Source organism: Burkholderia sp. AU45388 (genome assembly GCF_030481585.1).
GTDB lineage: Bacteria > Pseudomonadota > Gammaproteobacteria > Burkholderiales > Burkholderiaceae > Burkholderia > Burkholderia sola.
Genome location: NZ_JAUJPV010000019.1, coordinates 69,886 through 88,503 on the forward strand (window position 1 = coordinate 69,886; position 18,618 = coordinate 88,503).

15 protein-coding genes are annotated in these 18,618 nt (G+C 66.4%); 2 read left to right on the forward strand and 13 right to left on the reverse strand.

Going from position 1 to position 18,618, the window contains the following annotated elements; translation table 11 throughout:
* Positions 1–19: 19 nt before the first annotated feature.
* The 12 genes from rsmG to QZM72_RS25885 all read right to left on the reverse strand — a co-directional run bounded on the left by rsmG (position 20) and on the right by QZM72_RS25885 (position 16,036).
* Positions 20–706: a 16S rRNA (guanine(527)-N(7))-methyltransferase RsmG gene (gene rsmG / locus QZM72_RS25830; protein ID WP_089466313.1), complete on the reverse strand. Its 687-nt coding sequence runs from the start codon at positions 704–706 to the stop codon at positions 20–22.
* Positions 703–2,673, reverse strand: a complete 1,971-nt coding sequence (mnmG, locus tag QZM72_RS25835) for a tRNA uridine-5-carboxymethylaminomethyl(34) synthesis enzyme MnmG (protein WP_089466312.1) — start codon at positions 2,671–2,673, stop codon at positions 703–705. The genes rsmG and mnmG overlap by 4 nt, the downstream gene beginning before the upstream one ends.
* Positions 2,674–3,170: 497 nt before the next feature.
* Positions 3,171–3,926, reverse strand: a complete 756-nt coding sequence (locus QZM72_RS25840; RefSeq protein WP_089466311.1) for an ABC transporter ATP-binding protein — start codon at positions 3,924–3,926, stop codon at positions 3,171–3,173.
* On the reverse strand, positions 3,926–5,710 hold the full coding sequence (locus QZM72_RS25845) for an ATP-binding cassette domain-containing protein (RefSeq protein ID WP_089466310.1): 1,785 nt from the start codon (positions 5,708–5,710) through the stop codon (positions 3,926–3,928). Before QZM72_RS25845 ends, QZM72_RS25840 begins: the two co-directional genes overlap by 1 nt.
* Positions 5,711–5,714: 4 nt before the next feature.
* On the reverse strand, positions 5,715–6,770 hold the full coding sequence (locus tag QZM72_RS25850) for a branched-chain amino acid ABC transporter permease (protein ID WP_089466309.1): 1,056 nt from the start codon (positions 6,768–6,770) through the stop codon (positions 5,715–5,717).
* Positions 6,771–6,939: 169 nt separating this feature from the next.
* Positions 6,940–8,097: an ABC transporter substrate-binding protein gene (locus QZM72_RS25855; RefSeq protein ID WP_301739564.1), complete on the reverse strand. Its 1,158-nt coding sequence runs from the start codon at positions 8,095–8,097 to the stop codon at positions 6,940–6,942.
* A gap of 1,025 nt (positions 8,098–9,122) precedes the next feature.
* Positions 9,123–10,100, reverse strand: a complete 978-nt coding sequence (locus tag QZM72_RS25860; protein WP_179233354.1) for a branched-chain amino acid ABC transporter permease — start codon at positions 10,098–10,100, stop codon at positions 9,123–9,125.
* Positions 10,100–10,984 (reverse strand): branched-chain amino acid ABC transporter permease, encoded by an 885-nt coding sequence (locus QZM72_RS25865; protein WP_034188182.1) that lies wholly within the window; start codon positions 10,982–10,984, stop codon positions 10,100–10,102. Before QZM72_RS25865 ends, QZM72_RS25860 begins: the two co-directional genes overlap by 1 nt.
* 128 nt (positions 10,985–11,112) lie before the next feature.
* A complete protein-coding gene (locus QZM72_RS25870) occupies positions 11,113–12,312 on the reverse strand; it encodes an ABC transporter substrate-binding protein (RefSeq protein ID WP_301739565.1) in 1,200 nt (399 codons plus the stop codon).
* Positions 12,313–12,389: 77 nt separating this feature from the next.
* Positions 12,390–13,145 (reverse strand): ABC transporter ATP-binding protein, encoded by a 756-nt coding sequence (locus QZM72_RS25875; protein ID WP_089466305.1) that lies wholly within the window; start codon positions 13,143–13,145, stop codon positions 12,390–12,392.
* On the reverse strand, positions 13,142–13,921 hold the full coding sequence (locus QZM72_RS25880; protein ID WP_089466304.1) for an ABC transporter ATP-binding protein: 780 nt from the start codon (positions 13,919–13,921) through the stop codon (positions 13,142–13,144). The genes QZM72_RS25875 and QZM72_RS25880 overlap by 4 nt, the downstream gene beginning before the upstream one ends.
* A 429-nt stretch (positions 13,922–14,350) precedes the next feature.
* Positions 14,351–16,036 (reverse strand): GMC family oxidoreductase, encoded by a 1,686-nt coding sequence (locus QZM72_RS25885; protein ID WP_301739566.1) that lies wholly within the window; start codon positions 16,034–16,036, stop codon positions 14,351–14,353.
* Between the two features lie 279 nt (positions 16,037–16,315).
* On the opposite strand from QZM72_RS25885, the gene QZM72_RS25890 reads away from it, so the two are divergent.
* Positions 16,316–17,215: a LysR family transcriptional regulator gene (locus tag QZM72_RS25890; protein ID WP_089466302.1), complete on the forward strand. Its 900-nt coding sequence runs from the start codon at positions 16,316–16,318 to the stop codon at positions 17,213–17,215.
* 195 nt (positions 17,216–17,410) lie between these two features.
* Positions 17,411–17,944: a class IV adenylate cyclase gene (locus QZM72_RS25895; protein ID WP_089466301.1), complete on the forward strand. Its 534-nt coding sequence runs from the start codon at positions 17,411–17,413 to the stop codon at positions 17,942–17,944.
* 64 nt (positions 17,945–18,008) lie between these two features.
* Here QZM72_RS25895 and QZM72_RS25900 read toward each other — a convergent pair whose 3' ends face one another.
* Positions 18,009–18,494, reverse strand: a complete 486-nt coding sequence (locus tag QZM72_RS25900; protein ID WP_006408082.1) for an Lrp/AsnC family transcriptional regulator — start codon at positions 18,492–18,494, stop codon at positions 18,009–18,011.
* Positions 18,495–18,618: the final 124 nt, after the last annotated feature.

The following is an 18,618-nucleotide window of genomic DNA, read 5'->3' on the forward strand; positions in this document are numbered from 1 at the left end:
GGCGCGCTACCGCGCGCCTTCAATTCGCGTCGTCGACGGCTACTTCGAACAGATGCCGCTCCGCATCGAGCATCGGCACAGCCAGCCGGATCGTCTGCTTCACGCGGCTGCCTTCCGGCAACCGCGCAATCTCGTCGTCCGGATGAACGCCCTTCATCGCCCAGATCGATCCGCCCGGCGCGACCAGATGTCGAGCAAGTTTAACGAAGTCGGACAGGTCCGCGAAAGCGCGGGATACGATCATGTCGAATTTTTCCGGGACTTCGACACCCGGCTGCAGCGATTCGACCCGCCCGGTGACGACCCACAGGTTCGCGAGCTTCAGCTCCGTGCGCATCTGCGTCTGGAACGCAGACTTCTTCTGCACGATGTCGTTCAGCGTGACCTGCCAGCTCGGCTCGACGATCGCCAGCACGATACCGGGCAGCCCACCGCCCGAGCCGACGTCGAGTACGCGCGCCGACGCACGGCCGCGCAGATGCGGGACAATGGAAAGTGAATCGAGGATGTGCTGGATCAGCATCTGCTTCGGATCGCGGATCGCGGTCAGGTTGTAGACCGCGTTCCACTTGCCGAGCAGCGCGACGTAGTCGAGCAACTGGTTGCGTTGTGTATCCGTCAGCGTGAGGTCGAGCGCCGCCGTGCCTTCGACGAGCATCCCCTCCAGTACGTCCCGATTAACCGCCGGTGCGCGACGCGCCGTCATTGTTGCGTCGGGACGGTGCCGTCCCCCTGCTCCGCGGCGGCTGCGTCCGTGCCGTTGCGGCGGCCCAGGCCGCGACGCTTCAGGTGCACCATCAGCAGCGAGATTGCCGCCGGCGTGACGCCCGAAATGCGCGACGCCTGCCCGATCGTTTCCGGCCGGAACTCGTTGAGCTTCTGGCTCACCTCGAACGACAGGCCGCGGACTTCGCGGTAATCGATACCGTCCGGCAGGCGCGTGTTCTCGTTCGCATCGTTGCGCTCGATCTCGGATGCCTGGCGCTCGATATAGCCCTGGTACTTGACGCCGATCTCGACCTGCTCCTTGATCTGCTCGAGCAGCACCGGATCGTCGGTCAGCGGCTCCGCCGGGCCGCACTCGCCACCCTTCAGCCCGCACACGCCGTCGTAGCTTACACCGGGGCGGCGCAGCAGCTCGGCGAGGCTGTATTCGTGGTCGATCGCCTTGCCGAGCAACGCGGTCGCCTCTTCCGCAGCAAGCGTCTTCGGCGTAACCCACGTCGACTTCAGGCGTTCGGTTTCACGTGAAACAGCGTCGCGCTTCCGGCTGAAGGCGTCCCAACGCGCATCGTCGACCAGCCCAAGCTCGCGACCGACCTCGGTCAGGCGCATGTCGGCGTTGTCTTCGCGCAAGCTCAGGCGATACTCGGCGCGGCTTGTGAACATCCGGTACGGCTCCGCCACGCCGCGCGTGACGAGATCGTCGACCAGCACGCCCAGATACGCCTGGTCGCGACGCGGGCACCACGCATCCTTTTCCTGCACGTAGCGGCCCGCATTGACGCCGGCCAGCAGACCCTGCGCAGCCGCTTCCTCATAGCCAGTCGTGCCGTTGATCTGGCCCGCAAAGAACAACCCGTTGATCGCCTTCGTCTCCAACGACGCCTTCAGCGCACGCGGGTCGAAGTAATCGTACTCGATCGCGTAACCGGGGCGCAGGATGTGCGCATTCTCGAGGCCGCGCATCGAATGCACGAGTTCGAGCTGCACGTCGAACGGCAAACTCGTCGAGATCCCGTTCGGGTAGAACTCGTTGGTCGTCAGGCCTTCCGGCTCGAGGAAGATCTGGTGCGATTCCTTCGATGCGAACCGGTGGATCTTGTCCTCGATCGATGGACAATAGCGCGGCCCGACGCCTTCGATCACCCCTGTATACATAGGCGAACGGTCGAGACCGCCGCGAATGATGTCGTGCGTGCGCTCGTTCGTATGCGTGACCCAGCACGGCAGCTGCTGTGGATGCTGCTCCGCGCGGCCCAGGAACGAGAACACGGGAATCGGATCGAGGTCGCCCGGCTGCTCGTCGAGCTTCGAAAAGTCGATCGTCCGGCCGTCGATACGCGGCGGCGTACCGGTCTTCAGCCGGCCCTGCGGCAGCTTCAGCTCCTTCAGGCGCGACGACAGCGACACGGCCGCCGGATCGCCCGCGCGGCCGCCCGTGTAGTTGTTCAGGCCGACGTGGATCTTGCCGTCGAGGAACGTACCGGCCGTCAGCACGACTGCACGAGCGCGGAAGCGGATGCCGATCTGCGTGACAGCGCCGACCACGCGGTCGCCTTCGACCATCAGATCGTCGACGGCCTGCTGGAACAGCCACAGGTTCGGCTGATTTTCGAGCCGGTGGCGGATCGCGGCCTTGTACAGGATGCGATCGGCCTGCGCACGCGTCGCGCGCACGGCCGGGCCCTTCGACGAATTGAGGATCCGGAACTGAATACCGCTTTCATCCGTTGCGGCGGCCATTGCGCCGCCCAGCGCATCGACTTCCTTGACCAGATGGCCTTTGCCAATGCCGCCGATCGACGGATTGCAGCTCATCTGCCCAAGCGTTTCGATGTTGTGGGTCAGCAGCAGTGTCTTTGCGCCCATACGGGCGGATGCCAGCGCGGCTTCCGTGCCGGCATGGCCGCCACCGACGACGATGACGTCAAATTCTGTGGGAAAAAGCATGGTGGATTCCGTACGCAGAGCAGCGCACGAACCTATCTGAGAAATGTATGGGCCGAATTATAGCGGGTTCGCTTTTCGCCCGAAGGCCGTCCGAATGGTAGGGTCTGTGCAGTCCGGCGATTTTTAGTCGGAAACGCGCAAATTTGCCGCGCCCGGGGCTGCTCCAGCATGGACGATGCGTGATTCCACGCACATCTTCGGGCCTGTGCAAAGCATGGGCGGCACCTCGAACTGCCCGACGTCTGGGGGTCGCCCCCCGCACGCCGGCCCGGACACGCTGTGCCCTCCACACAGCATTTCAGCCGGTTGTCCCGGCCGCTTGTCCGCCGACCTGTGGAACCAGCCGAGCGCAGTACCGCACAGCACTTCCAACTATTCCGGCACGGCTTATCCCCAGTTCCGAACCGGCGATGCATCGTCCGCCGCCCCAACCACACAAACAAAAACGGCGTGTTTCACGTGAAACACGCCGCCCGTTTCCCACCCACCCCACACAATCAAGCCGTCTTCTTCGCCAGCCCAAGATACGTCTCGATCACACGCGGATTCTGCGCAAGCTCGGCCGCCGGCCCTTCCAGCGCAAACTCGCCCGTCTCCAGCACATAGCCGTAGTCGGATATCTGAAGCGCCGCTCGCGCATTCTGCTCGATCAGCAGCGTCGCCACGCCCGTGCCGCGCAACGCGCTGATGATATGAAAGATCTCCTTCACGATCAGCGGCGCCAGGCCGAGGCTCGGCTCGTCGAGCATCAGCAGGTCGGGCTTCCCCATTAGCGCACGGCCGACCGCCAGCATCTGCCGCTCGCCGCCGGACAGCGTGCCGGCCGCCTGTTTGCGGCGCTCCCTCAGCCGCGGAAACAGCGCGAACACGTGATCGAGCTGATCGAGGAAGTTCGATTCTCCTGCCTGCTTGCGTCGATACGCGCCCAGCACGAGGTTGTCCTCGACCGTCATCGTGCTGAACAGCTCGCGCTTTTCCGGTACGAGGCACATCCCGCGCGCGACGCGCTGCTCGACCGGCAACGCGCCGATGTCGTTGCCGCGATACACGACGGCGCCCGACGCATGCCCCGTTACCGGCAGCGCCCCCATGATCGCGTTCAGCAGCGTCGATTTACCGGCGCCGTTCGGGCCGATCACGCTGACGATCTGCCCCGCCCCGACCTTGATTGCGGCACCGTGCAGCGCCTCCACCTTCCCGTACCGCACCGCCAACCCGCGCACTTCGAGAATCGGCATCGTCGTGTCCGTCATCACTCCACCCCGCCCAGATACGCCTCGAGTACGGCCGGGTCCTGCTGCACCTCTTGCGGCAACCCTTCCGCGATCCGCGTGCCGAACTCCATCACCACCAGCCGGTCGGTGAGATTCATCACGAAATCCATATCATGTTCCACGAGCAATACGCTCATCCCTTCGGCTTTCAACCGCCGCAGCAGGTCGGCGAGTTGCTGCTTCTCCTGGTAACGCAGCCCCGCGGCCGGCTCGTCGAGCAGCAGCAGCGTCGGATCGCAGCACAGCGCCCGCGCGATTTCGAGAATCCGCTGCTGACCCAGCGCGAGACTGCCCGCTTCGTCGTACATATGCGTCTCGAGCCCGACGCGGCGGATCTGGCGCGCGGCCTCGGCCAGCAACTGCGCTTCCTCGTGCGCATTGAGCCGCGCAATGCTGCGCCACACACCCGTATGACCGCGCAGATGGGCGCCGATCGCGACGTTCTCGAGCACCGTCATCGTCGGCAACAGCTTCACGTGCTGGAACGTACGGCCGATGCCGCGTCGGACGATCTGGCGCGACGTCAGCCCGTCGATGCGCTCGCCGCGGAACGTGATCGCGCCACCGGTCGGCTTCAGCACGCCGGTCACGAGGTTGAACGTGGTCGACTTGCCCGCGCCGTTCGGGCCGATCAGCCCGATGATCTGCCCCGCTTTCACGTCGAAGCTGACATCGTTCACGGCCACGAGCCCGCCGAACTGCTTGCGTGCGTGGTCGACGACGAGCAGCGGCTCGCCGGCCACCGGCTTCGCGCGCTGCGGCAGCGGGTCGGCCTGCTCGGGCACATGCGCGCGCGGCCCGCGCGGGAACAGCCTCGCGACGAACGGCCATACGCCCTGGCGCGCGTACTGCAGCAGCAGCACCATCAGCACGCCGAACACGATGATCTCGAAGTTGCCTTCCGAGCCGAGCAGCTTCGGCAGCAGCGTCTGCAGGTAATCCTGCAGCACGGTCAGGATCGCCGCGCCGAGCACCGCGCCCCATACGTGCGACACGCCGCCCACCACGGCCATGAACAGGAATTCGATCCCGTGGTTGAGGCCGAACGGCGTCGGGTTCACCGCGCGCTGCAGATGCGCGTACAGGAAGCCCGATACCGCCGCGAGCACGGCCGCGTAGACGAAGATCACGACGCGCATCCACGCGGTGTTCACGCCCATCGCCTCGGCCATCACGCCGCCGCCGCGCAGCGCGCGGATCGCGCGGCCGGGCCGGCTGTTGAGCAGGTTCTGCACCGACACGATCGCGGCCAGCACCACGGCCCAGATCAGGAAGTACAGGCTGCGGCCGCTTTCAAGCACGATGCCGAACAGGTTCAGCGCCGGAATCCCGTTGATTCCGTCGTACTTGCCGAGCAGTTCGAGGTTGCCGAACAGGTAGAACAGCGCGAGACCCCACGCGATCGTGCCGAGCGGCAGGAAGTGCCCGGACAGCCGCATCGTCACCGCGCCGAGCACGAACGCGACGAGCGCCGTCAGCACGACGCCGACGATCAGCGCGAGCCACGGCGACACGCCGTAGCGCGTCGTCAGGAACGCGGTCGCATACGCGCCGATGCCGACGAACGCGGCCTGCCCGAAGCTCGTCATCCCGCCGACGCCCGTCAGCAGCACGAGCCCGATCGCGACGATCGCATACAGGCCGATGTAGTTGAGCAGCGTGATCCAGTACTCGGGCACCTGCAGCGCGCCGGGCAGCACCGGCAACGCGAACAGCACCACGAGAAACAGCCAGAAGGTCTTGTTGCGTACCATCGTCTTCATCGCGTCACTCCTCTTCCTCTTCCGCATGCGGCGTCGCGAAGCTCCGCCACAGCAGCACCGGAATGATCAGCGTGAACACGATCACCTCCTTGTAGGCGCTCGCCCAGAACGACGAATACGATTCGAGCACGCCGACGAGCAACGAGCCGGCGGCCGCGAGCGGATAGCTGACGAGCCCGCCGATGATCGCGCCGACGAAACCCTTCAGCCCGATCAGGAAGCCCGAGTCGTAGTAGATCGTCGTCAGCGGACCGACGAGGATCCCGGACAGCACGCCGAGCCCCGCCGCGAACGTGAACGCGAGCCGCCCGGCTTCGGTCGTGCCGATGCCGACGAGCCGCGCACCGAGCCGGTTCACCGACGTCGCGCGCAGCGCCTTGCCGGCGATCGTGCGGCCGAAGTACACGTAGAGCGCACCGATCAGCACGAGCGCCGTGACGACGACGAGGATGCTCTGCACCGATACCGTCATGCTGCCGATCGCGAGCGACGCGTCCGAGAACCCGTTGGTGCGCGAGCCTTCGGCACCGAACATCACGAGGCCGAGGCCGACCATCGCGAAATGGACGGCGACCGACACGATGAGCAGCAGCAGCGTCGTGCCTTCGGCGATCGGCTGATACACGAGCCGGTAGACGAACGGCCCCATCGGCACGACGATCGCGAGCGTCAGCGCGATCTGCGCGAGCATCGGCATCGGCTGCGCGGCAAAGCTGCGCGTGATCGCGAACACCGCGAGCGGCAGCAGGATGTAGCGGCTGCCGAGCGTCGCGAGTGTGCGGCCGAGCTGATGGCGGCGTTCGCGATGCCGGATCAGGCCACCGGCTTCGAGCAGGAAGCACGCGATGCCCATCACGAACAGCAGCCAGCAGGTGGCGGGAAATTTCTGCGCCTGCAACGCGGCCAGCGTCAGCGCACCATAGGCGACGAATTCGCCCTGGGGAATGAAGATCACCCGCGTGACGGAAAATACCAGCACGAGCGCCAGCGACAACAATGCATAAATGGCGCCGGTCGTGATGCCGTCTTGCGCGAGGATCGCCGCAATCGAGAGATCCATACGTTTCGTGTATCGAGAGAATGCTGCGGAGAAACGAAAGGCGGAAACGGCCGGGGCGCGCGGCGGGCTCCGGCCGTTCCAGGCGGCAAGGACGGGCCGTGACGCGCGCCACCCCGCCGACGGCGTGCGCGGCGCCGTTCGCGCCGCGCACGCCGGTTTCACGTGACGCTTACTCGGCCTGCAACTTCCACTTGCCGTCGACGATCTGCACCATCACGCGCGCACGCGTGTCGAAGCCGTTGTGATCGGTCGCCGTCATGTTGATCACGCCGTGCGAGACGGGCAGGTCCTTCACGCTTTCGAGCGACGCGCGCAGCGCTTCGCGGAATGCCTCGGTGCCCGGCTGGCCCTTCTTCAGCGCATCCGGGATCGCCCGCTGCAGCAGCAGGCCCGCATCCCACGCATGGCCGCCGAACGTCGACAGCGAACCGGCGCCGTAGGCCTTCTCGTACGCGGCCTTGTAGCCGAGCGCCGCCTTCTTCACCGGATTCGAATCGGGCAGCTGGTCGGTCACGAGGACGGGGCCGGCCGGCAGGATCTCGCCTTCGCAATCCTTGCCGCACACGCGCAGGAAATCGTTGTTCGCGACGCCGTGCGTCTGGTAGACCTTGCCCTTGTAGCCGCGCTCCTTCAGCGTCTTGGCCGGCAGTGCCGCCGGCGTGCCGGAGCCGGCGATCAGCACCGCATCCGGGTTCGAGCCCAGCAGCTTCAGCACCTGCCCCATCACCGACGCGTCGGTCCGGTTGTAGCGCTCGTTCGACACGAGCTTCAGCCCGTTCTTCGCGGCCGCCGCGTCGAACGTCTTGTACCAGCTGTCGCCGTACGCATCGGCGAAGCCGATGAAACCGACCGTCTTCACGCCGTGCTTCGCCATGTAGCCGGCGATCGCGTCCGCCATCAGCTGGTCGTTCTGCGGCACCTTGAACATCCATGCGCGCTTCGCGTCCATCGGCGCGATGATCTGCGCGCTCGCCGCGAGCGAGATCGTCGGCGTCTTGCCCTGCGACACGGGATCGAGCATCGCGAGCGAGTTCGGCGTGACGGACGAACCGATGATCGCGTCGACGTGGTCCTCGTCGATCAGCTTGCGCACGTTCTGCACCGCACGGCTCGTGTCGGACGCGTCGTCCAGCACGATGTACTGCACGCTCTTGCCCGCGATTTCCTTCGGCAGCAGCGCGATCGTGTTCTTTTCCGGAATGCCGAGCGACGCGGCCGGCCCGGTGGCCGACAGCGTCACGCCGATCTTCACCTGCGCCGACGCCGTGGCCGCCGCACACACGAGGCCCGCGGCAAGCACGGCCTCCATCCATCGATTCATCTTCATTTACGTTGTCTCCAAACGCTGCTCGAAAAAGCCACGGGTCGCTCGGGCGGCTCCCGGTTCCCCAAACAAGTTAATAATTTAACTATCTCGCCTGACCGCGCCTACGCTCGTTTTCCCGCGACACGCCGCAACGCGCCGCGCACCGATTGAAACGGCCGTTCGACCGTCACGATGCGCAGCAGCGGTGTCGTCAGGATGAAGCAAGCGAAGAAATGAGGAAGCGCGGGGAAGCGCGTTGCGCGCGCATCGAGGGTCGGCACGCACGGCAAGCGACGACACATCGGAAAGCCGGCCGCTCATGCGATTGCGCAAACGGATAAGAAGACGGATGCGAGCGCAACGACCCGCGCTGGCGCCGGGACGCGCATACCGGCCCTGGAACGGCTCGGAAATACCGCGACGACTCACCGCGCACCCCATGACGAACGAACGGCGCCCGCCGCGTCTCCTGCCCCGATCCACCGTGCTGCGCTGCTCATCCAACCGTACTCCCTCTTCTGCATTGTGCTTGTAGGAGAACTGCCGACCGATTTTCCCGACCGCACGGTCGGCGAAAGCCGAGTGTAACGGACGCCTTTCGCGCACGCCAACCGGGTAAGCCCGAAGCGCCTGTGCAGGATTGCACATCGTCGGCGAACGGATCGCAAGAAAGGGAAACGGGAAAAAGACGCGGTGCGAACGCAAACGCGGAAGGCGGTCCGATGCACCACCGATGAAATCCGTGCACGCAAATGAAAAAGCGCTGTTGGATTCCGTCCAACAGCGCTTTGGGGTCCGGGCACTTTGTGCCTCGATTGTCTCCTCGTTCTCCACCTGCAAATTCGTTTCGCGGTGCATCAGAACTGAGGTGAATCTTAAAGAGGCTTAAGCACCACGACAACTTAGCATTTACCCCTATGGTGCATCGCCGCACGAAAATGGGGCACCAATCTGCCGCGCGGCGACGGCCCGCGCCCGCGGCGGCGCCCTTCCCCGAACGAGCGGGATGGTGCTTCGCATCAACGCGGGCGACGCGCACGGCATGCTCACGACGATGCCCTGAGCGGCTTGATCCGCGCGACCATCTCGCCGACGATCCCGCGCCGGAACGCCAGCACGCATGCGATGAAGATCAGTCCGGTGACGATCGTCGCCGATTCACCGAGCGAATGGAACCAGCCGATGCCCGTCGTCGACGCGAGCCATTCGCCGATGTCGCCGAGCCGGTCTTCCAGCGCGACGATCAGCGCGGCGCCGAGCAGCGGCCCGAACAGCGTGCCCATTCCGCCGACGAGCGTCATCAGCACGACGAGGCCCGACATCGTCCAGTACGCGTCCGACAGCGTCTCGAAGCCGAGCACGAGCACCTTCAGCGAGCCGGCCAGGCCCGCGAGCGCGGCCGACAGGATGAACGCGAGCAGCTTGAAGCGGTCGGTGTCGTAGCCGAGCGAGATCGCGCGCGCTTCGTTCTCCTTGATCGCGACGAGCACCTGGCCGAACGGCGAATGGACGACCCGCACGATGAACGCGCACGCGGCCACGACCACCGCCAGCACGACGTAGTACAGCGTGACGTCGTTCGACAGGTCGAGCAGCCCGAACAGCCGGCCGCGCGGCACGCCCTGCAGGCCGTCCTCGCCGTGCGTGAACGGCGCCTGCAGATAGATGAAGTAGACCATCTGCGCGAACGCGAGCGTGATCATCGCGAAGTAGATGCCCTGCCGGCGGATCGCGAACAGCCCGACGACGAGCCCGAGCAGCGTCGCGGCGACGGTGCCGGCCAGCACGCCGAGCTCCGGCGTGAAGCCGAGCGTCTGCATCGAGTAGCCGGTCGCATAGCCTGCCGTCGCGAGGAACATCGCATGGCCGAACGACAGCAGCCCCGTATAGCCGATCAGCAGGTTGAACGCGGCCGCGAACAGCGCGAACGCGAGCACCTTCATCACGAACACCGGATACGCGCCGATGAACGGCGCGGCGAGCAGTGCGGCGAGCAGGACGCCGTAGAGCACTTTTCTCTGCATCATTTTTCCTTGCCGAAGAGGCCCGCCGGGCGGAACAGCAGCACGATCGCCATGATCACGAACACGACGGTGGCCGACGCTTCGGGATAGAACACGCGCGTGAAGCCTTCGATCACGCCGAGCAGCAGGCCCGTGACGATCGAGCCGAGGATCGAGCCCATCCCGCCGATCACGACCACCGCGAACACGGTGATGATCATCGGCTGGCCCATCAGCGGCGACACCTGGATCACCGGCGCGGCCAGCACGCCCGCGAACGCGGCGAGCGCGACGCCGAAGCCGTAGGTGAGCGTGATCATCATCGGCACGTTCACGCCGAACGCCTCGACGAGCTTCGGGTTTTCGGTGCCCGCGCGCAGGTACGCGCCGAGGCGCGTCTTCTCGATCACGAACCACGTCGCGAGGCACACCGCGAGCGACGCGACGACCACCCACGCGCGATAGTTCGGCAGGAACATGAAGCCGAGGTTGGTCGCGCCGGACAGCTGCGACGGCACGTCGTACGGCTGCCCCGACGATCCGTAGATCGAGCGGAACACGCCTTCGACGACCAGCGTGAGGCCGAACGTGAGCAGCAGCCCGTACAAGTGATCGAGCTTGTACAGCCAGCGCAGCATCGAGCGCTCGATCGCGATCCCGAATGCGCCGACCACCAGCGGCGCCAGCACGAGCATCGCCCAGTACGGCAGCCCGAAATACGACAGCCCCATCCACGCGAGCATCGCGCCCAGCATGAACAGCGCGCCGTGCGCGAAGTTGATCACGTTGAGCAGCCCGAAGATCACCGCGAGCCCAAGGCTCAGGATCGCGTAGAACGAGCCGTTGACGAGCCCGAGCAGCAACTGGCTCAGCATCGCCGGCAACGGAATGCCAAAGATTTCCATCGACTTAGCCGTCAGAATGAGTTTCGTTGCGCGCGCAACTTCCTTGCGACGCGCATGCGGACGGCGCAGCGGGCACGTCGCTGCGGCCGCCACCGTGCGGCGCGCCCGTGCGCGCCGCCATGCGATGCCTACTTCCACAACGCGCAGCGCGTCTCCTGCTTGGTGCCGAACGCCTGTTCGCCCGGAATCGTCGCGAGCACCTTGTAGTAGTCCCACGGCTCCTTCGATTCGGACGGCTTCTTCACTTCCATCAGGTACATGTCGTGGATCATGCTGCCGTCCTGACGGATGTAGCCCTTCGCGTAGAAGTCGTTGATCTTCATCTTCTTCAGCTCGGCCATCACCTTGTCGGAGTCGGTCGTGCCGGCGGCCTGCACGGCCTTCAGGTACGTCGTCACCGACGAGTAGTCGGCCGCCTGCAGGCTCGACGGCATCTTCTTCATCTTGCCGAAGTAGCGCTGCGCCCACTGGCGCGACGCCGCATCGCGATTCCAGTACCAGCTGTCGGTCAGCACGAGGCCCTGCGTCGTTTCGAGGCCGAGGCTGTGCACGTCGTCGATGAACATCAGCAGCGCGGCGAGCTTCATCGTCTTCGTGATGCCGAATTCCTTCGCGGCCTTGATCGAGTTGATCGTGTCGCCGCCCGCGTTCGCGAGGCCGAGGATCTGCGCCTTCGACGCTTGCGCCTGCAGCAGGAACGACGAGAAATCCGACGCGGACAGCGGGTGGCGCACCGTGCCGAGCACCTGCCCGCCGTTCGCCTTCACGACGTCCGACGTGTTCTTCTCGAGCGCCTTGCCGAACGCGTAGTCGGCCGTCAGGAAGAACCACGTCTTGCCGCCCTGCTTCACCACCGCCGAACCGGTGCCCTTCGCGAGCGCCATCGTGTCGTATGCGTAGTGGACCGTGTACGGCGTGCACTGCTCGTTGGTCAGCGTGTCGGCGCCCGCGCCGATGTTGATGTAGACCTTCTTCTTCTCGGCCGCGACCTGGTTCATCGACAGCGCGGTGGCCGAGTTCGTGCCGCCGACCAGCAGGTCGAGGCCGCCGCGGTCCATCCATTCGCGCGCCTTCGATGCGGCGATGTCGGCCTTGTTCTGGTGATCGGCATAGACGACCTCGATCGGCTTGCCGAGCACCTTGCCGCCGAAGTCCGCGACCGCCATGCGGATCGCCTCGAGACCGCCCTGCCCGTCGATATCCGCGTAAAGCCCCGACATGTCGGTGATGAAGCCGATCTTCACGGTATCCGCCGCGTGGGCGGCGCCGGCTGTGAACGCGGCGGCCGCGAGCGCGAGACAGGCCTGTGCGAGGGTCTTCATTTTCATTGACGTCTCCTGTTGTTCTGATGCGTTGTGGTTGTTCGAGGGCCGCCACGGCTAGCGGCAAGGGGAACGAGGCGGCATCACACGCCGAGCAGGTCGTGCAGGGTCGGCATCTTGCCTTCCAGTTCGGATGCGCGGAAATGCTCGACGATGCTGCCGTGCTCCATCACGTAGAAGCGGTCGGCGAGCGGCGCGGCGAAGCGGAAATTCTGTTCGACCATCACGATCGTGTAGCCGCGCGCCTTCAGCGCGACGATCATCCGTGCGAGCGCCTGCACGATCACCGGCGCGAGGCCCTCGGAGATCTCGTCGAGCAGCAGCAGGTTCGCGCCGGTGCGCAAAATCCGCGCGACCGCGAGCATCTGCTGCTCGCCGCCGGACAGCCGCGTGCCCTGGCTCTGCCGGCGCGACGCGAGGTTCGGAAACATCGCGTAGATCTCGTCGAGCGACATCGCGTGCTCGCGCGGCCCGATCAGCGGCGGCAGCATCAGGTTCTCCTCGCACGACAGGCTCGAGAAGATCCCGCGCTCCTCCGGGCAATAGCCGATGCCGTAATGCGGGATGCGATGCGTCGCGAGGCCGATCGTCTCGTGGCCGGCAACCTTGATCGACCCGCTGCGGCGGCCCGTGAGGCCCATGATCGCGCGCAGCGTCGTCGTGCGGCCCGCGCCGTTGCGGCCGAGCAGCGTGACGACCTCGCCGCGATGCACGGTCAGGTCGACGCCGTGCAATATGTGGGATTCCCCGTACCAGGCCTCCAGGCCCGTGATTTCCAGCGCAGGCGTACCGCTCTCGACGCCGCTCAATTCGCGTTCCTCCCGTTCGCTGTGCTTCATGCGTGCGCCCCCGCGAGCGCCGCGTCGGCGCTGCCCATGTAGGCTTCGATGACGAGCGGATTCTTCGACACTTCCGCATACGAGCCTTCGGCCAGCACCTCGCCGCGTTGCAGGACGGTGATCGTGTCGGAGATTCCCGCGATCACGTTCATGTTGTGCTCGACCATCAGGATCGTGCGGCCGTTCGCGACCTTCTTGATCAGCGCGGTCACGCGGTCGACGTCCTCGTGGCCCATCCCCTGCGTGGGCTCGTCGAGCAGCATCAGTTCGGGCTCCATCGCGAGCGTCGTCGCGATCTCGAGCGCGCGCTTGCGGCCGTAGGCCAGCTCGACGGTCGGCACGTGCGCGAAATCGGTGAGGCCGACCTGCGTGAGCAGGTCCATCGCGCGATCGTCGAGCCGCTTCAGCGTGCGTTCGCTGCGCCAGAAATGGAATTCGGTGCCGAGCGCGCGTTGCAGGCCGATGCGCACGTTCTGCAGCGCGGTCAGGTGCGGAAACACGGCCGAGATCTGGAACGAGCGGATGATGCCGCGCCGCGCGACCTGCGCGGGGCGCTCGTCGGTGATGTCGATGCCGTTGAAGACGATCTGGCCGGCCGTCGGCGTCAGAAATTTGGTGAGGAGATTGAAACAGGTGGTCTTGCCCGCGCCGTTCGGCCCGATCAATGCATGGATCGCACCGCGCCGCACACGCAGGTTGACGCCGTTCACGGCGGTGAAGCCCCTGAATTCCTTCGTCAGTCCGCGTGTTTCCAGAATCGTGTCGCCGAGAATCATGTTCCCTTCCGTACGAAGTCAGGCGAAGCACCGGGAAGCCTGGCGCAAGCGGCCGCGAACAGGTCAGCGGATCAGCCGGCTGCCCCGGGCGCCGTGGTACGCCTCGAGGGTGGTCTCCCGCGCCGACGCGTATGCACATTGCGGGACATTGTCGCGCCGTTGGTGCAGTGCAATCATCGGGATTTGCACTTATAGGGGTCGCCGCCATATCGGGCGCGACGGCGCGCGGTTATTCACCGTGCTTTTTTGATACGTGCATCATCACGCGTTGAACTGCGGCAGGACCCGGCACGCACGCGACGAAAAAAACCGCGCGACGGCGCGGCTTGCACGGAACTTGCCGTTCGCGCGCAGGCGCCGGCGGCTTGTTTCGCATAGCGAATCAGCGGGCGCGCATGACGGCCCGCTGGCGCGCGGGTCAGCGAGCCGTCATGCCGCCGTCGCCGCGGCCTCGGTTCGCACCGACGTCGTTTCGCGCGCCGCACGGCGGTCGGCACGAATCATGTCGCTCGCGCGCTCGGCAATCATCAGCGTCGGCGAATTGGTGTTGCCCGACGTGATGAACGGCATCACCGATGCGTCGACGATCCGCAACCCCGCGATGCCGCGCACGCGCAGCCGGCTGTCGACCACCGCGCGCGCGTCGTCGGCGCGCCCCATCCGGCAGGTGCCCACCGGATGGAAGATCGTCGTGCCGACGACGCCGGCCGCGTCGATCAGTTCGGCCTCGGTCCGGTACCGTGTGCCCGGCAGGATTTCCTCGGGGCGATAGCGCGCGAGCGCCGGCGCGGATGCGATCCGGCGCGTGAGGCGCAGCGCGTTCGCGGCGACGTGACGATCGTGATCGGTCGACAGATAGTTCGGCGCGATCGCCGGTGCGCTGCCCGGATCGGCGCTCGTGACGTGCACGCTGCCGCGCGAGGTCGGACGCAAATGGCAGACCGACGCCGTAAACGCGTTGAAGCCGTGCAGCGGCTCGCCGAAGCGTTCGAGCGACAGCGGCTGCACGTGATACTGGAGATCGGGGCGCGTGAGCGCGGGATCGTCCGGATCCGATTTCGCGAACGCGCCCAGTTGCGACGGCGCCATCGACATCGGCCCACGCTGCAGCAGCGCATATTCGGCGCCGATCATCAGCTTGCCCCACCAGCGTGCGGACAGCGTGTTGAGCGTGCGCACGCCATCGACGCGAAACGCCATCCGCAATTGCAGGTGATCCTGCAGGTTTTCGCCGACGCCCGGCAGATCCTGCACGACGTCGATGCCGAGCGCCTGCAGCCGCCGGCCATCGCCGACACCCGACAGTTCGAGCAGTTGCGGCGAATTCACCGCGCCGGACGTCAGCAGCACTTCCGAGCGCGCCCGCGCGACGTAGTCGGTGCCGCCGCCGTGGTACTCGACGCCGACCGCACGCCGTCCGTCGAAGATCACGCGCTGCGCATGCGCGCCGGTGATCACGGTCAGGTTCGGGCGCGCCATCGCGGGCCGCAGGAACGCCTTCGACGTATTCCAGCGCACGCCGCGCTTCTGGTTCACTTCGAAGTAGCCGACCCCGGCATTGTCGCCGCGGTTGAAATCGTCGGTGGCGGGAATGCCGGTCTGCTGCGCGGCCTGCGCGAACGATTCGAGGATCTCCCAGCGCAGCCGCTGCTTCTCGACGCGCCAGTAGCCGCCCGCGCCGTGCGCGTCGCTCGCGCCCGCATGGTGATCCTCGCTGCGCTTGAAGATCGGCAGCACGCTGTCCCACGACCAGCCGGCGTCGCCGGTTTCCTGCGCCCAGTTGTCGTAGTCCTCGCGCTGGCCGCGCATGTAGATCATCCCGTTGATCGACGAGCAGCCGCCGAGCACGCGGCCGCGCGGATACGACAGCGCGCGGCCGTTGAGCGCCGCCTCCGGCTGCGTCTTGTACAGCCAGTCGGTGCGCGGGTTGCCGATGCAATACAGATAGCCGACCGGAATATGAATCCAGTGATAGTCGTCCTTGCCGCCCGCTTCGAGCAGCAGCACGCTGATGTCGGGATCCTCGGTCAGGCGGTTCGCGAGCACGCAGCCCGCGGTGCCCGCGCCGACGATCACATAGTCGAATTCACCCTCGAGCGTGCGTTGAGTACTCACGGCGTGTCTCCTGTCGGCTCGGGTCAACGCTTCGCGCTTACCTGAGCCGCATGCTTCGCAGTCGGCCCGAATGAGCGCCTCAGCGCTGACTCCGGCCCCCCGTGCGAAGCTCGTTGTTGTGTACCGCGCGGCGCGATGCCGCGCGTCATTTCCAGCATAGTGCGTCGCGTCGCGCCTGCGGCCCCGCGCGCCCGACCCGATGAAGCGTACTCCCGCGCGCGGCCGCCGATCCAATGAGTTATGCTGAACTGCGTTATAAGCCGCGCTCATATCACGACGATGGATCTCACCCTGCTTCGCGCGTTCGCGACGGTCGCCCGCGAAGGCAACCTCACGCGCGCCGCCGTGCAGCTGCATCTGACGCAGCCGGCCGTCAGCCTGCAGATCAAGCATCTGCAGGAAACGCTCGGCGTCGTGCTGTTCACGCGCACGTCGCGCGGGCTCGCGCTCACGCGCGACGGGCAGACGCTGCTGCCGCACGCGGAGCGCGCGCTCGCCGCGGCCGCCGACGTACAGCGCGCCGCTGCCGCGCTGCGTCACGAGGTGCGCGGCCGGCTGCGGATCGGCACGATCCTCGATCCCGGTTTCCTGCGGCTCGGCGGCTTCCTGCGCGCGCTGGTCGAGACCCATCCGCAGATCGAAACGGCGCTGCGCCACGGGATGTCGGGCTGGGTGCTCGAACAGGTGCGCGCGCAGGCGCTCGACGTCGGCTACTACATCGGCCGGCCCGAGGACGATTCGCCGCGCGACGGCGCGCTGTTCCACACCGTCACGCTCACGCGTTTCGAATACCGCGTGCTCGCGCCGGCCGGCTGGAAGGAGCGCGTGCAGCGCGCGCACGACTGGCGCGCGCTCGCCGCGCTGCCGTGGATCTGGACGCCGCCGGCGTCCGCCCACCACCGGCTGCTGTCGCGCCTGTTCGCCGCGGCCGGCGCGCAGCCGGCGAAGGTCGCCGAGGTCGACCAGGAGCAGTCGATGCTCGATCTCGTCAAATCGGGGATCGGGTTGACGCTCGCGCGCGATTCGACCGCGCTGGCCGAGGCGCACGCGCATGCGCTGACGATCGTCGAACGCGTGACGGTGCCGACCGAGCTGACGTTCGTGACGCTCGCCGAGCGACGCGACGAGCCGGCGATCGCGGCCGCGCTCCGGCTGATCGAGGCGCAGTGGGCGATATGAGGGTTGCTGATGACGATGCGGCCGGTGACGCAGCGGGTTTCGGCGCCCGACGCATGCCGCGGATCGCCGTCGCGAGCCGAATCGCGCGCCCCGCGTCGTGTCGCCGCGCCCCGTCCGCTCGTCACGCCGCCATCGCAGGCTTTTTGCTAGATTGTGCGTTCGCACACCGCGAGACCCCGATTGAAGGAGACCCGCATGGCCCGCAACATCGAGATCAAAGCCCGCGCCCGCGAATTCGACCGGCTGCGCGAACGGGCGGCGCAGCTCGCGACCGAAGCGCCGCTCTTCTACCGCCAGCAGGATTTCTTCTATGACGTGCCGCGCGGCCGGCTCAAGCTGCGCCGCTTCGAGGACGGCACGCCGGCCGAGCTGATCTTCTACCAGCGCGACGATCGCGACGGCCCGAAGGCGTCGTACTACACGCGCAGCCCGGTGACGAACCCCGACGCGATGCATTCGCTGCTCGCGACCGCGCTGACCACGCGCGGAATCGTGACGAAGGAGCGGCACGTGTACCTCGCCGGCCGCACGCGCATCCACCTCGACCGCGTCGACGGTCTCGGCGATTTCATCGAGCTCGAAGTCGTGCTCGGCCCCGACGACGACGAAGCGGGCGGCGAAGCCGAAGCGCACGAGGTGTTCGGGAAACTCGGCGTGGCGCAGGACGATCTCGTCGCGGTCGCGTACGTCGATCTGTTGAACGCCGACGCGCAGCCCGAAACGGTCTGATCGGGCCCCATCGAAGGCGGTACGTCGTGCCGCCTTCAGCGCCGATGCCGCGGTTGCCGCCCCGTCACGCGGCACCCGGCGCCAGATGCGCGAGCGGCAGCGCACCGTTTCGCTTGAAGGTCGTCAGTACGATGTTCGAGCGCACGCTGTCGACGCCCGGCACCCGCATCAGCTTCTTCATCACGAACTGCGACAGCGCGTTGAGATCCGGCGCGACGATTCGCAGCAGGTAGTCGGCATCGCCCACCACCGCATGGCATTCGAGCACCTCGGGCAGCACGTCGATCTGCTGCTGGAACTGCTCGATGATCGAATCGCCGTGATGCTTGAGCTTCAGGCTCGTGAACGCGGTCACGCCGAGCCCGAGTTTCTCGGGCCGCAGCATCACGCGATAGCCTTCGATCACGCCGGCCGCCTCCAGCCGCTGCAGCCGCCGGCCGATCTGCGACGGCGACAGCGGCACTTCCTCGCCTAGCTGCTGATGCGTCGCGCGACCGAAGCGCTGCAGCACGTCCAGCAGCGCGAGATCGAAGTGGTCGAGTTCCAGCATGAGCATCCTCCGCATTGATTCGCAATTTGATGCGCGATTATCGCATCTTCCGACGAATCAACGCCAACTATGCGCCCAATCCGCGCACAGCCAGCTCTACACTTGCATGGTCCCCACTACAGCG

What these genes read in the sequence shown, in the direction of transcription:
- QZM72_RS25875 (WP_089466305.1), bottom strand. Translation starts at nt 13,145, where the DNA reads ATGAAGCACAGCGAACGGGAGGAACGCGAATTGAGCGGCGTCGAGAGC.
- QZM72_RS25850 (WP_089466309.1), bottom strand. Translation starts at nt 6,770, where the DNA reads ATGGATCTCTCGATTGCGGCGATCCTCGCGCAAGACGGCATCACGACC.
- QZM72_RS25845 (WP_089466310.1), bottom strand. Translation starts at nt 5,710, where the DNA reads ATGAAGACGATGGTACGCAACAAGACCTTCTGGCTGTTTCTCGTGGTG.
- mnmG (WP_089466312.1), bottom strand. Translation starts at nt 2,673, where the DNA reads ATGCTTTTTCCCACAGAATTTGACGTCATCGTCGTCGGTGGCGGCCAT.
- QZM72_RS25855 (WP_301739564.1), bottom strand. Translation starts at nt 8,097, where the DNA reads ATGAAGATGAATCGATGGATGGAGGCCGTGCTTGCCGCGGGCCTCGTG.
- QZM72_RS25880 (WP_089466304.1), bottom strand. Translation starts at nt 13,921, where the DNA reads ATGATTCTCGGCGACACGATTCTGGAAACACGCGGACTGACGAAGGAA.
- QZM72_RS25870 (WP_301739565.1), bottom strand. Translation starts at nt 12,312, where the DNA reads ATGAAAATGAAGACCCTCGCACAGGCCTGTCTCGCGCTCGCGGCCGCC.
- QZM72_RS25900 (WP_006408082.1), bottom strand. Translation starts at nt 18,494, where the DNA reads ATGCTGGAACTCGACCACTTCGATCTCGCGCTGCTGGACGTGCTGCAG.
- QZM72_RS25895 (WP_089466301.1), top strand. Translation starts at nt 17,411, where the DNA reads ATGGCCCGCAACATCGAGATCAAAGCCCGCGCCCGCGAATTCGACCGG.
- QZM72_RS25865 (WP_034188182.1), bottom strand. Translation starts at nt 10,984, where the DNA reads ATGGAAATCTTTGGCATTCCGTTGCCGGCGATGCTGAGCCAGTTGCTG.
- QZM72_RS25860 (WP_179233354.1), bottom strand. Translation starts at nt 10,100, where the DNA reads ATGCAGAGAAAAGTGCTCTACGGCGTCCTGCTCGCCGCACTGCTCGCC.
- QZM72_RS25840 (WP_089466311.1), bottom strand. Translation starts at nt 3,926, where the DNA reads ATGACGGACACGACGATGCCGATTCTCGAAGTGCGCGGGTTGGCGGTG.
- QZM72_RS25890 (WP_089466302.1), top strand. Translation starts at nt 16,316, where the DNA reads ATGGATCTCACCCTGCTTCGCGCGTTCGCGACGGTCGCCCGCGAAGGC.
- rsmG (WP_089466313.1), bottom strand. Translation starts at nt 706, where the DNA reads ATGACGGCGCGTCGCGCACCGGCGGTTAATCGGGACGTACTGGAGGGG.